The organism is Mesorhizobium sp. M0659, from assembly GCF_040320605.1.
GTDB lineage: Bacteria > Pseudomonadota > Alphaproteobacteria > Rhizobiales > Rhizobiaceae > Mesorhizobium.
This window is the reverse complement of record NZ_JAMYPY010000005.1, coordinates 248,481-261,739: the sequence shown is the minus strand read 5'-3', so window position 1 is coordinate 261,739 and position 13,259 is coordinate 248,481. Positions and strand designations below refer to the sequence as shown.

The 13,259-nt window shown below is 60.6% G+C and carries 11 protein-coding genes and 1 pseudogene; 10 read left to right on the top strand and 2 right to left on the bottom strand.

The features are described 5' to 3' along the window. Positions 1-131 precede the first annotated feature (131 nt). From NKI31_RS11025 to cyoD, 5 genes and pseudogenes are all read left to right on the top strand, one after another. Positions 132-1,022 (top strand): MBL fold metallo-hydrolase, encoded by an 891-nt coding sequence (locus tag NKI31_RS11025; protein WP_023668030.1) that lies wholly within the window; start codon positions 132-134, stop codon positions 1,020-1,022. Positions 1,023-1,253: 231 nt separating this feature from the next. Beyond that, entirely contained in the window at positions 1,254-2,183 is a 930-nt protein-coding gene (gene cyoA, locus NKI31_RS11020; RefSeq protein WP_352651493.1) for a ubiquinol oxidase subunit II, read from the top strand. Between the two features lie 2 nt (positions 2,184-2,185). Beyond that, positions 2,186-4,186 (top strand): annotated as a pseudogene (gene cyoB, locus NKI31_RS11015) (cytochrome o ubiquinol oxidase subunit I). After that, a complete protein-coding gene (locus NKI31_RS11010) occupies positions 4,183-4,869 on the top strand; it encodes a cytochrome (ubi)quinol oxidase subunit III (RefSeq protein ID WP_352651492.1) in 687 nt (228 codons plus the stop codon). Before cyoB ends, NKI31_RS11010 begins: the two are co-directional and overlap by 4 nt. Continuing rightward, positions 4,866-5,276, top strand: a complete 411-nt coding sequence (gene cyoD / locus NKI31_RS11005) for a cytochrome o ubiquinol oxidase subunit IV (protein ID WP_352651491.1) — start codon at positions 4,866-4,868, stop codon at positions 5,274-5,276. The genes NKI31_RS11010 and cyoD overlap by 4 nt, the downstream gene beginning before the upstream one ends. Before the next feature lie 217 nt (positions 5,277-5,493). On the opposite strand, the gene NKI31_RS11000 is transcribed toward cyoD, so the two are convergent. Then, positions 5,494-6,384 carry a LysR family transcriptional regulator gene (locus tag NKI31_RS11000; protein ID WP_352651490.1) on the bottom strand — a complete coding sequence of 297 codons (891 nt, stop codon included), beginning with the start codon at positions 6,382-6,384 and terminating at the stop codon, positions 5,494-5,496. A gap of 151 nt (positions 6,385-6,535) precedes the next feature. Between NKI31_RS11000 and NKI31_RS10995 the strand changes: the two genes are divergently transcribed. Both NKI31_RS10995 and NKI31_RS10990 read left to right on the top strand, forming a co-directional pair. Then, on the top strand, positions 6,536-6,919 hold the full coding sequence (locus tag NKI31_RS10995; RefSeq protein ID WP_023748057.1) for a DUF1330 domain-containing protein: 384 nt from the start codon (positions 6,536-6,538) through the stop codon (positions 6,917-6,919). A gap of 100 nt (positions 6,920-7,019) precedes the next feature. After that, positions 7,020-7,862, top strand: coding sequence for an SDR family oxidoreductase (locus NKI31_RS10990; RefSeq protein ID WP_352651489.1), 843 nt, complete (start codon positions 7,020-7,022; stop codon positions 7,860-7,862). A gap of 131 nt (positions 7,863-7,993) precedes the next feature. Here NKI31_RS10990 and NKI31_RS10985 read toward each other — a convergent pair whose 3' ends face one another. Continuing rightward, positions 7,994-11,323, bottom strand: a complete 3,330-nt coding sequence (locus tag NKI31_RS10985; protein ID WP_023752167.1) for a DEAD/DEAH box helicase — start codon at positions 11,321-11,323, stop codon at positions 7,994-7,996. A gap of 310 nt (positions 11,324-11,633) precedes the next feature. On the opposite strand from NKI31_RS10985, the gene NKI31_RS10980 reads away from it, so the two are divergent. The 3 genes from NKI31_RS10980 (at position 11,634) to NKI31_RS10970 (ending at position 13,109) form a co-directional block, all read left to right on the top strand. Then, positions 11,634-12,473 carry a Crp/Fnr family transcriptional regulator gene (locus NKI31_RS10980; RefSeq protein WP_352651488.1) on the top strand — a complete coding sequence of 280 codons (840 nt, stop codon included), beginning with the start codon at positions 11,634-11,636 and terminating at the stop codon, positions 12,471-12,473. 19 nt (positions 12,474-12,492) lie between these two features. Beyond that, positions 12,493-12,729 carry a DUF6894 family protein gene (locus NKI31_RS10975; protein WP_023725511.1) on the top strand — a complete coding sequence of 79 codons (237 nt, stop codon included), beginning with the start codon at positions 12,493-12,495 and terminating at the stop codon, positions 12,727-12,729. Positions 12,730-12,932: 203 nt separating this feature from the next. Next, positions 12,933-13,109: a hypothetical protein gene (locus tag NKI31_RS10970; RefSeq protein ID WP_023725512.1), complete on the top strand. Its 177-nt coding sequence runs from the start codon at positions 12,933-12,935 to the stop codon at positions 13,107-13,109. Positions 13,110-13,259 lie beyond the last annotated feature (150 nt).

Genomic DNA, 13,259 nt, shown 5'->3' with positions numbered 1-13,259 from the left:
TTCCGGTGGTGAACTGTCCGGGCGCCGCGTGCAAATGAGGAACAAGGAGGCCCGTCCCAAGTTCGGGGCGATGTACAGCCGCCGTCATCCACTCGAGCGGCTGCTCGGCAACAACAGAGGCATGGGATCACATGACCGTTCAGATTCGACTTTCCGAGATCGACCACGCCAGGCGCGAGGATCGTGGCGACGGCGCTTGGAGCATCGCACCGGACCTGGGTTACTTGCGGCTAGCAATCGTCAATGTCGTGTTCTTCGGCGCACCGGGCAGCGGAGATCGGAACTGGGTGCTGATCGATACCGGGTTGCCGACGTCTCGCAGCAGCATTCTAGCGGTCGCGGAAAAGCGGTTCGGCGTCAACGCACGGCCGGCTGCAATCATCCTGACCCATGGCCATTTCGACCATGTGGGAACGGTTCTAGAACTCGCAAATGGCTGGGACGTGCCTGTCTTCGCCCATCCACTCGAGCACCCCTATTTGGACGGAACCACATCCTATCCGCCACCGGATCCCTGGGTTGGGGGTGGACTGATGGCGCTGCTTTCACCGCTTTTTCCACGCGGGCCAATCGATCTTGGCAGCCGTTTGCAACCCTTGCCCGCCGATGGATCGATCCCCGGAATGCCCGGATGGCAATGGCTGCACACACCCGGACATGCCCCTGGGCATATCTCGCTCTGGCGCGAGCAAGACCGCTCGCTCATCGTAGGAGACGCTTTCATCACCACCGGTCAGGAGTCGGTCTATGAAGTCGCCATTCAGGATCTCGAGATGCACGGTCCGCCGCGCTATTTCACGCCAGACTGGGATGCAGCGGAAAGGTCCGTGAAGCATCTGGCTGCCTTGGGCCCCCAGATGGTCATCAGTGGGCACGGCGCGGCTGCTGCGGGAGTGGGCATGCGTCAGGCTCTCGACAACCTGGCTGAGCGGTTCAGGGTATTCGCCGTCCCGCCGAAATTGAAATTCGTGCGCGAGCCAGCGTCGCCGATAGCTAGGCCAATCGAGCCGCCATCGTTCTGAAATTATGGTCGGATTGGTCCAACGCGGGACATCGGACAGAGTAACTCGTCCAGCGGAACAAACCCAGCCGGCGACAGTTGGGGCACTCGCTTAGGGGCGACACCCTGCGAAGTGCCGCGAGGTTCCGCGCCATGGGGAGGCTCAGATGGAAACCCGATGAACGCATGCCCCTAGCACGCGTTCCCGCAAAGAGAGATTGCAGAACCGGTGTTGTTGCCATCCAGCCCTAAGTTGACACGCCAACTGCTCTGTATCCTCGGAGGCGCATTCTTCCCCGGTTGCGCGGGGGGAGTGCTCGATCCCCAAGGACCAATTGGCGTCGGCAATCGCACGATCCTTTTGAACTCGCTGGCGGTGATGCTGGTGATCGTTGTTCCCACGCTTGTTGCGCTTCTGGCATTCGCCTGGAAGTTCCGCGCCTCGAACAGCAACGCCCGCTATAACCCGGAGTTCACCTATTCGGGACGCGTGGAGTTGATCGTCTGGTCGATCCCGACGCTCACCATCCTGTTCATTGGCGGTCTGATCTACTACGGATCGTATCAGCTCGATCCGCGCAAACCGATCCCTTCTAGCCAGCCGCCGCTCGACATTCAGGTGGTGGCGCTCGACTGGAAATGGCTGTTCCTCTATCCCGAGCAGGGCGTGGGCGCTGTCAATCAACTGGTTATCCCCGCCGGTGTTCCAGTGCGTTTCAAGTTGACCTCGGCCAGCGTGATGAACACGTTCTTCGTGCCCCAGCTTGGCAGCATGGTCTACGTCATGAACGGCATGCAGACCGAATTGCATCTGCAGGCCGACCGCGAGGGCAGCTTTTTCGGCCAGTCGGCGCACTTCAGCGGCGACGGCTTCTCGGATATGAATTTCAGTGTGAGCGCGGTTTCAGCCGATGCCTTCACCCGCTGGGCGTCATCGCTGCGTGGCGGGGGCGGCGTGCTGAATGCCAATGCCTATCGCGAACTCGCCCGGCAAAGCACAAATGTGGCGCCGGCTTCCTTCGGTCATGTCCAGCCTGGGCTGTTCGAAGCGGTCGTTCAGCAGACGCTCCCACCGGGTCCGGGGCCTGCTGAGAGCGCAGCCAGCGGCGAGCCACAGGTGAGCCCAAGGGCATTCCCCCCGGCGGCGGCAACGATGACCCATCATCCACAAGGGGCAGAATGACGATGCTGGGCAAGCTCGACTGGTCGGCCGTTCCTTTCGATCAACCCATCCCCCTCGGCGCAGCCCTTGGCGTCTTTCTGGCAGCAGCCGCCGTGCTTGGCTGGATAACGGTGAAGGGGTACTGGCCATATCTGTGGAGCGAGTGGATAAGCTCGGTCGACCACAAGCGCATCGGCGTGATGTACATTGTGCTGGCGATGCTCATGCTTCTTCGTGGTTTTATCGATGCTATCATGATGCGCACACAACAGGTGCTGGCGATTCACGGGCCGGGCTACCTCCCGCCGGAGCATTACGACCAGATCTTTTCCGCGCACGGCACGATCATGATCTTCTTCGCCGCGATGCCGTTCATGATCGGCCTGATGAATTTCGTCGTGCCGCTGCAGCTTGGCGTACGCGATGTCGCTTTTCCGACGCTCAATTCCGTCAGCTTCTGACTGACGGCTTCCGGAGCCCTGCTGGTCAACATCTCGCTTGTGATCGGCGAGTTCGCGCGCACCGGCTGGCTGCCCTATGCCCCTTTGTCGGAAACCACCTACTCGCCGGGCGTCGGTGTCGATTATTATCTGTGGGCGATCCAGATCTCCGGCGTCGGCACGCTGCTCACCGGTGTCAACCTGGTGACGACCATCCTCAAGATGCGGGCGCCGGGAATGGGCTATCTGCGAATGCCGATGTTCTGCTGGACCTCGCTCGCGTCCAACCTGCTCATTGTCGCAGCCTTCCCGATCCTTACCGCCACGCTCGCAATGCTGACGCTGGACCGGTATCTCGGCTTCCACTTCTTCACCAACGAAGCCGGTGGAAATCAGATGATGTTCGTCAACCTGATCTGGGCGTGGGGCCATCCCGAAGTATACATCCTGGTGCTTCCCGCCTTCGGAATCTTCTCCGAGATTTTCTCGACTTTTTCATCGAAACCGCTGTTCGGATACCGTTCGATGGTCGCGGCCACGATGTTCATCTGCATCGTCTCGTTCATGGTCTGGTTGCATCACTTCTTCACCATGGGTGCCGGAGCGGACGTTAATGCCGCCTTCGGCATCGCCACGTCGGTCATTGCCGTGGGAACCGGTGTGAAAATCTACAACTGGCTCTTCACCATGTATGGCGGGCGCGTTCGTTTCGACACGCCGATGCTTTGGGCACTGGCTTTCGTGACCACCTTCACCGTCGGCGGCATGACTGGCGTCCTGCTTGCCGTCCCGCCGGCCGACTTCGTGCTACACAATTCCCTTTTCCTCGTCGCGCATTTCCATAACGTCATCATCTCCGGCGTGTTGTTTGGAGCATTCGCCGGCTTCACCTACTGGTTCCCCAAGGCGTTCGGCTTCCGTTTGCACGAAGGCTGGGGAAAGGCGGCATTTTGGGTCACCTTGGCCGGCTACATGCTGGTCTTCGTACCGCTCTATATTGTCGGTCTGCTCGGCATGACGCGGCGCCTGCAACATATCGATATGGACCTTTGGGCACCGTGGCTGGTGGTGGCCGCTTTCGGCGTGGTGGTGATGATCGCCGGCGCGGCGCTGCAGATCACACAGCTTTTCGTTTCGGTCCGGCATCGCGACAAGTTTCGCGACGAAACCGGCGACCCGTGGGACGGGCGTTCGCTGGAGTGGTCGACATCTTCTCCTCCTCCTGTCTTCAATTATGCACGGCTGCCTCACGTGGAAGACGAAGAGCCCTACTGGAGCATCAAGCAACGAGGGATCGAACAGAGCTCGGACGAGGAAAAGGCATATGAGCCGATCGAGATGCCTCGCAACAGCCCGACTGGCTTCGTCACCGCCTTCTTCAGCACACTGATCGGCTTCGCGCTGATCTGGCATATATGGTGGCTGGCGATCGTCGGCTTCATCGGCGCCTACGCAACCTTCGTCGTATTCGCCTGGCGCGATCATGGAGACTACGAGATCCCTGTCGACGAGGTCGCCCGCATCGATCATGACCACAAGGCAGCCCAGTTTGCCTGGCTGCGCGGGTGGGAGCGCCCGGCATGAGCGATCACGCATTCTCCGGCGACATCAGCGCCGGCACCCAGGCATGGGACCCGTATCGGCTTAATCACACCGGTCGGCATGCGGTGCGCTCTGCGACGGGCCACGGAGAAGGCGGCCCGGCCTCAAAGTTCGTCACGGTGACCTACGGCTTCTGGATCTTTCTCCTGTCCGACATCATCATGTTCTCGGCATTTTTCGCCACCTACGCCGTGCTCGCCAAGGCAACCGCCGGCGGACCGACAGGCAAGGATCTGTTCGAACCGACACGGGTTGCGGTCCAGACGGGCCTTCTGCTCACTTCGAGCTTCACCGGCGGCGTGGCAACACTCGCCACCCGTCGCAGATCAATGGCTGCCACGCAGTTCTGGCTTCTCGTCACGGGGTTGCTCGGGGCAGCGTTCCTGTTCCTGGAACTACAGGAGTTCGCGGCAATGATCGGCGAGCAGGCAGGCCCCTCGCGCAGCGCATTTCTTTCTGCCTTCTTTGCGCTCGTTGGCTGCCACGGTGCCCACGTCGGTCTCGGCCTGCTCTGGCTGGGAACGATGATGGCGCAGCTGTGGGTCAAGGGCTTTCGGCCCGACATCTTGCGGCGGCTCCACTGCTTCGGGCTCTTCTGGCACGCCCTCGACATCATCTGGGTTGCCATCTTCACCCTGGTCTATCTGCTGGGAGCATCGTCATGACCGAGTTCGAGAGCAAGACCGGCGAGTTGCAGGACCGCCGCGATTCAGCGCCGGGCGAGGAACACATAAGCGAGCACGAAACGGCTGGGGGCCTCTCGGGCTATGTGCTCGGCTTCGGCCTGGCTATCCTGCTCACGATCGCGTCATTCCTGGCGGCGCGAACCGACCTGATTTACCAGCCCGCGGTCATCTCGGCCCTGGTGGTGCTCGCCGTTGCGCAGATGGGCGTGCATCTTGTCTTCTTTCTGCACCTGACCACCGGGCCGGACAACACCAACAACATCCTGGCGCTGGCCTTCGGCGTGCTGATCGTCGCGCTGGTGGTTCTGGGCTCTATCTGGATCATGGCCCATCTGAATGAAAACATGGCTGCCGTGACACCCCATCAAGCCGGAACCATGCCTTGAACGCTGCCCTGCGAACGCACGGCCGCCCACAGTGCACCATTCGCACCCATGGCCCGAGCCAAGCTGCGGCGGCAACGCTGAGATGATACTAGGCAGTGAACTCATAAATTGGGGAGACTGGGATCGGTGGGAAACGGGCGCTCCGGACTTCCTGTACTGGGCGGCTTTGATAGGCGCCATGGTCGTCGAGGTCTGGCGATCCTTATTTCAATCGCACTCAGTCGCGGTAGCGCAGCCTTTCCAGCGCGAGTGCGAAAGCCGGCGAGTGTTGGCGCCGGCTTGGATAATACAGGTGATAGCCCGGCCGAAGGGGGCACCAGTCCTCAAGAACGCGCACTAGGCGACCCTGTTCGAGTAGGTAGGTCACTAGATCCTCGGGCAGATAGGCGAGCCCGAACCCTTCAAGGCTGGCCTGGCAGATCATCGCGAGGGTGTTGAAGGCGGCGTGTCCGTGAACGCGCACCTTCAATTCCCGCCCCTCCTTGCGAAACTCCCACGGTGCAAAGCCGCCTGTGGGCAGTCGCAGGGGTATGCATGCATGATCGGCAAGATCTTCAGGCGTGACCGGACGGGAGCGGCTTACAAAGTATGAAGGCGCTACCACAACCGCCATGCGGAAGTCTGGCCCAATGCGCGCCGAGATCATGTCCTTATCCACCTGTTCGCCGAGCCGTACACCCGCATCGAAGCGATCGGCCGCAATGTCAGCCAAGCCGTAGTCGTGGATAATCTCGACCCTGATGGCGGGATAGTCGCGCATGAGCCCGACCATGGCGGGCCAGATGATGGTCTCGCCGGCATGCTCCACGGTGGTGATCCGGACTGTACCGGCCGGCTTGTCGCGCAGGGCGCTGAGGGCGGCAATCTCGCTTGCGATCTCATCTAACTTGGGAGCGATGCTTCGAAACAGGCGATCCCCCGCTTCGGTTAGCGAGACGCTGCGGGTCGTGCGGGTCAGCAGCCGAACGCCGAGGCGTTCTTCCATCGTCCGGATCGAATAGCTCAGGGCAGACTGCGACACGCCGAGCATGGCGGCCGCCTTGGTGAAACTGCGCTCGCGGGCGACGGCGATGAAGGTCAGGAAGTCATCCAGACTGTCGCGACGCATTCATCAATCCTACTTCTAAGCCCATGCAGATTATACCACCTAATTGCATGTCGCTAAAGGAGCTAACTTCCTGACTCAAGGCCAGACGGTCAACCGGAGCAACTCTCCGCGCATTGCCTACCGTCCCACTGGCCCACTGAAGGAGAACAATATGAAGAAGGTAATCGTGGGCGCGCTCGCCGCCCTCACCATGATCGTGAGCCCGGCCGCCTTTGCTCAGCAAGCGACGGGCGTCGCTCCCCGCGCCTACATGATCGGCAGCTATGACATCAAGGATCAGGCGGTGTTTCAGCAGTACATCGAAGCGGCGTCGCCGCTCGTCACCAAGTATGGCGGCCGCGTGATCGTCTACAATCCCAATGTCACTGCCATCGAAGGAAGCTCGAGATCGGTGATCGCCATCGCCGAGTTCCCGAGCCTTGCTGACGCCAAGCGCTACTACAACTCGCCGGAATACACAGCGGCCCGGCAGTTTTTTACCAGGTCGACCGAAGGATTTCGCATCATCACCGAAGGCGCCGGCCTTCCGCAGTGACGCAGTCCGCCGGCGGATGGATCAACATGGGGATCAGTCCCTGCTGGCCATCGCGTCCAAATCCGGGGCCGTGCTGCGGCCTAGAGAACAGGAGCCCAATATGAGTGTTTGGTTCATCACCGGCGCAGGCCGGGGCCTCGGTCTGAATATCGCCAAGGCCGCATTGGCGGCGGGCCACAAGGTGGTGGCAACCGGCCGCAACACGGAAAAAGTCGCAAGGGCCGTGGGAAACGCCGAGAACCTCCTTATCGTCAAGCTGGACGTGACGAGCGCGGCCGACGCCGAAGCCGCTGCCCAGGCCACGTTTGACCGGTTTGGCCGCATCGACGTGCTGGTCAACAATGCGGCGAGTTTCTTTGCCGGGTACTTCGAAGAGTTGACCGCCGAACAGATGCAACTGCAGCTCAGCACCAGCCTCGTCGGACCCATGAATGTGACGCGGGCCTTTCTGCCAGCGATGCGCAAGCAGCGGTCCGGCAGGGTCATTTCGATCTCCTCGACGGCCGGGCTAATGGGTTTCGAGTTCTGCACGGCCTATTCAGCCTCGAAGTTCGGCCTCGACGGCTGGATGGAGGCGCTGCAGACCGAAGTCGTGCCGTTCGGCATCGAGACGATGATCGTGAACCCGGGCTTCTTCCGCACCGAGCTTCTCACGGAAGAGTCGACCAACTATGCCGCCCCCTCCGTCGAGGACTACCATGAGCGGCGGACGGCGCAGATCGCCTTCTGGCGTTCTCAGAACGGCAAGCAGGGGGGTGATCCGGCCAAGCTCGCGCGCGCCCTGATCACGCTCACGTCTGGGGACGTGCTCCCCCAGCGTTTCCTTGCCGGTACTGACGCCATTGCGACGGCAGAGCAGAAGATTGCCATTCTGCAGCAGCAGATCGGTGCCTATCGCGAGCTCTCGAGTTCCCTCGCCATGGACGAGAACGGCCGCAACTAACGACCCCTGCGGAACATCCGGACTTGCGGTACTGGTGGCTGAACACCACTGGCACTGCAATTCCGAGGTGAAGACTCGTGGCTGCGGCACTCCCATTGTCGTGCCGCCGCCGGATGGAGAGAAAAGGCTAGTCAGATCTCGTGCTTTGGCTGAGCTGCACGTATGGCATCAAGCGCTAAGCGAACGGCGTCGACGCCAGAGACGCCGGGCGGGATCGGCCTGAAAATCAGGCGGCCGTTCCGGTACTCCAGGCCCAACGCCTTGCTGTTCCGCCATTGGGACGCCGACGGCTTGTTCCGAAGGGTGATCGCGATGGCCTCGGGACCCAAATCGACTTTGCCGATGCCCAGTTCCGACGCTGCTATTCGCAACCTGGTAAATTCCAGCAAAAGGGCTACTTCGCCAGGCATGTCTCCAAAGCGGTCCTCGAGCTCTTCGCTGAATGTATCGAGGTCCGGCTCCGAACGGATGCGGGAGAGCCGCGCATAGAGGCCAACACGCACCGTAGGCTCTTCGACATAGCTCTTGGGAAAAGCGCCCTTTCCCGAACCGTTGATCTCGGCAAGTTGCTTGTCGAAGTCGGCCCCTCCGCCAGCCGCCGAGACCGCCCGCTCCAGCAAGTGCTCGTACAAGCCCACTCCGATCAGCTTCATATGCCCGGCCTGGTCTTCTCCGAAAAGATCTCCGGCGCCACGCAGGTCGAGGTCCCTTTGACTGATTGCCAGGCCGGAGCCGAGCCGATCGAGCGCAAGCATCGTCGAAAGCCGGGTCCTGGTGCTGTCGGCCAGTTCAACGCCAGGCTGGGTCAGAAGAAACGCAACAGCCTGCACCGCCCCCCTTCCGACCCGGCCCCGCAGCTGGTGCAACTGCGCCAGACCGAACCGGTCGGGGCGCCAAACGATGATGGTGTTGGCCCGCGGCACATCGAGGCCGCTCTCGATGATGTCGGTGCTCAACAAAATGTCGCCATCACCGTCGGCGAATCCGACCATGACTTCGTCCAGCTGTCTCCCCTTCATTTCACCATGCGCCGTCTTGACCCGGAGTTCCGGCACCAGTCTGTTCAGTTGGTCACAGGCCGGGGCAATATCCTCGATCCGCGGGACCACGAAGAAGCTCTGTCCACCCCGGTGAAATTCACGCAGAAGGGCCGCGCGCACCGATGCTGGATCGAACGCTGCCAAGATCGTGCGAACGGGACGTCTTTTGGCGGGCGGAGAGTTTAGAACGCTGACGTCCTGGATGCCCGACAACGTCGATTGCAGCGTCCGGGGTATCGGTGTGGCGCTCATGCTCAGCGTATGGAGGCGAGGCGTCATGGTCCGCAGGGCCCGCTTCAACTTGACCCCGAACCGGTGCTCCTCGTCGATCACCAGCAGTCCAAGATTGGCGAAGGTGACGCTCTTGGACGCCAGGGCCTGAGTACCCACAACGACCGCAACCTGGCCGCTCCGCAGACCCTCTTTTGCCGCTCTCGCCTCCGCTGCCCCGACCATCCTAGAAAGGTGGGCGACCTGCAGACCGTTTCCTGCGAAGCGGCGGCTGAACGTCTCATAGTGCTGTCGTGCCAACACCGTTGTCGGTGCTATGATAGCAACCTGTTTCCCGCAGAGAGCGGCGGCGGCGCAAGCACGCAGGGCGACCTCTGTCTTGCCGAAGCCGACATCGCCGCAGACGAGCCGGTTCATTGTTCTTCCGGACGAAAGGTCATCGAGCACAGCGCGGATGGCGGCCGCTTGGTCGGGCGTCTCCGTATAGGGAAATTTCGCCGCAAAACGAGCCAAGTCCGTGCGGGAGGGCTTCAAGATCTCGGCAGGCTCGCTGGACCTGATTTTGGCAAGGCTCAAGAGGCGCTTGGCCAGCCTGTCGATCTCGCGCAACGCAGCTTCGCGTCGCTTCGGCCAGCCCTCGCCGTTGAGGCGATCAAGCGACACTGCCTCCGGTTCCGAGCCGTAGCGCCATATTCGTCCAAAGTCGTCGACCGGAACCAGCAAGGAAGCCCCGCCGTGATATTCCAGTCTGACGACATCCTGTTGCTGGCCAGCCAACTCGACCTGTTCGACCGCGGCGAGCACGCCCAGGCCATGGTCTTCATGGACGACGACATCGCCAATGCGCAACTCGGGTTCGAGTATGCCCGTGGTCGCGCTCCCGTTCGCCTTCAACGCGGGACCAAACAGGTCGGATGCGGCCACCACCGCGATATTGGATTGCGCGTCGACAAACCCTTCGTCGAGGACGAATTCAGCCTTGAGAAGAGAGCCCCTTGCGGCCGAAAGGATTTGCGGCAAGTCGGCCGCTTCCTCTGCCCGCCGGCCTAGTCTCCTATCGAGCAGGCGATCTGCTCGCTGCAATTCAGAGGCATCGCCGGTGAACACTACTCTGACTCCGGCGCTCGTCTGCCTTGTGACGAATTCCGCGAAATCATGCCCGGGTCGGGCCTGGCGGAAGAATTTGGGAACTCCCACGGCAGAAACGGCAAGTCTCACGCAGCAGCGGTTAAGCAGAGCAGCGTCCCACTCTTCACGGGATAGGTAAAATCGTCCCGGCAAAGGTTTTTTCGTTCCGGCTGCCTCCTGCCTGGCACGACGTGCATCCTCGACCAGATCCAGAATTCTGCCGAGCGGCTGCCCGTCGGTCCCTTCAAGGAAGGAGATCGAGGCGCTGGAAGCCGCATCGAAGACGGATGGCATAGCGCCATACGATGCGACCAGGCGCTCTTCCATCGACGTCGCGCGCATCGCTGTCAGCTCAGGATGCTCACCAGCTTTAAAGATCAGCTCGGATGCCGGTCCGACAGTAACCGAGTCTCGAACCTGATCGCTGAGCTGACTGAGCGGGTCGTAGGTCTTGAGCTGGCCGATGCAGGCATCGGGACCAACGATGATGCGAACGGGGCCATCCGCGCCAGCAGGGAAAATATCGATGAGATCGCCCCGAAAGGCTATCTCACCCGGTTCGTCGACCCTCTCGTCGACGACATAGCCAATGGCTTCGGACCTGGTTCTGAAATCGTCACGGTCGAGCTTTTGGCCTACCTCCAGAATTGTGAAACCGCCAGCGATGACGGGAGCAGGCGGCACCCGCTGCAGAATGGCTTCGAGCGACATTACAGCGATGCGCGGGCGATCCGGCTTCGTTGCGATCTCACGCAACGCACGAAGCCTTCGCCCCATATTGGCACGTGTGGGCCACACCCTGTCGTAGGGCAGGCAATCCCAGGACGGCAGCAAGATGATATCCGCGTCAGGCAGGAACTGACGCAAGGCGCCGGCGATCTCCTCGGCACTGCGTTCCGAGGGAGCTATATGGACGATGTGCTTATCCCGACTGGTCTCCAGCCCACGGGCCAGCGCTACCGCGATTGCTGAGGATGGCGGTCCGCCGTGCTCTATCGCAAACCCGCTGTCATCCGTGTGATCGATTTGTTCGACATCCGTCCGCGAAATATGCCTGTTCACTGAAATCTCACCTTGCCACTGAGACAACGTCAGCGGAGCCACCCCGTTCCTGGTGGCGCATCAAAGAGTTCCAGGACTGGCTGCGGGTGCAGCCCTTGAAATTGGGGGGAGCGACTGGGTCAAAGCTGCGCCGTGATCGGCGAACTCCTGGGGCTGGCTGCCCAGCGGGACAATTTCTAACCGAGCCTATGTCATAGGTTAATGCATTGCTGCCTGGCTCACCTATGGCTGTCCTAAAAAACTGGTGCTTGGATCATTCCGGGATCTTCAACCACCCTCGACGCTGGCAAAACGCCCCAGGCACGGGACCATGCCGCACGGCGGCGCCTTCTGCCGCCGCGCATATGTCCCCATGCCAATCGGAACTTTTGGCGCGGATAATAGTTCGATCACCAACATCAGCCAGGTAGTCAATTTGTTCCCCACCTCATCCTCGGATGTACTCATTCGCAAGCTTCAGACCATCTCGGATCTTCGAGAGGCCGACATCGGCGTTCTGAAAGGCATTCCGATCCAGGAGAAGGAATATTCGGCCAACCACGATCTGGTGCGTGAGGGCGACCGTCCTGTTTACTCGTTTATCGTTCTTGATGGCTTGGTCGGTTCCACCAAACATACGGGCGAAGGAAAGCGACAAATCACATCATTCTTCGTCGCTGGCGACATTCCTGATCTGCATGGGCTGCATCTGTCGGTCATGGATTGTAACTTCTCGACCCTTACGTCGGCCCGAGTAGGTTTCATGCGGCATGACACTCTGCGTGCCGTTTGCGACCAGCACCCTCGCATCGCCACCGCTTTTTGGCGGTCGACGTTGATAGATGCCGCGATTTATAGGGAGTGGGTCATCAATGTGGGAAGACGCGAGGCATACACCCGCATGGCTCACATCCTTTGCGAACTGATTTTTCGCTTGCGCTCCATGGGGCGCATTGAGGATCACGTGGCGGATATTCCCATTACCCAGGCGGCCCTTGGCGATGCACTGGGTTTGTCCACGGTCCACGTCAACCGGATGCTCCAGGAACTACGACGCAGAGGCCTCATTGCCACCTCGGGATCAAAAGTTCACGCACTGGACTGGGCCGGCCTCACTCACGCAGGAGATTTCGACACGACCTACCTGCACCAAAGGAACCCCGCAGATTAGCAGTGACGGAAGCTCTCCGATGGCACGATTTTTCTTCGACAGCGGCGATGGCGATCTCATCTTCGAGGACGAAATAGGTGTCGAATGCGCTGGCCTCGAAGAGGTCCGCCGCGCGGGATTCGAGGGCCTTGTCGACCTCACGAGAGAGTCACTGAAGAGCGTCGACGGGCAGCAATTGTTTATCGAAGTGCGTGATGAAAACGGCGCCAAGATTTTGCGGCTGAGCCTCTCGCTTCGGGTAAAATCGATCGCTTAAATTTGCACTCTGCGCTCAGCGTTAGGCGCGCGGATTGAGACTGCAAACATCCACTGGCATGTCGTTGTCTCAAAACCAGGGCCACTTTTGAGCGACATACATTAACCCATAGATTGTGCCTCGATTCGCCTCGATTTGTGTACAGGACGGGGAACCATCAAAGAGCCGCCGAGTTCGTCCAACGGACAAGCTCGGGTTCTAACATGGAAGAAATCGGCAAGGCACAACAAAAGGTCATAGCCCGCCTCATACGGCAGTGGATTTCATCGGACGCCAATCGTCGCCAGCTTCGCCAGTTGCTGGATCTGCCGACAGATACGGACATGCCCAGCGAGCATCGGTCATTGCTTGACGAACTCGACCGAAAGCTCAACCAATGAGCGCCCCTGCTTTCGGGAGGGCTCCCGAGTGGATGCGAGCCGGTGGCGAGGGGAAGGAGCTGAGGTCGACATCTGGTTGAGGCCGCCGGCCCAAGCAGACGCGAACGCTTTACGCCGGACGGCGCCGATTGAATGTTCCGTGGTTTTCGT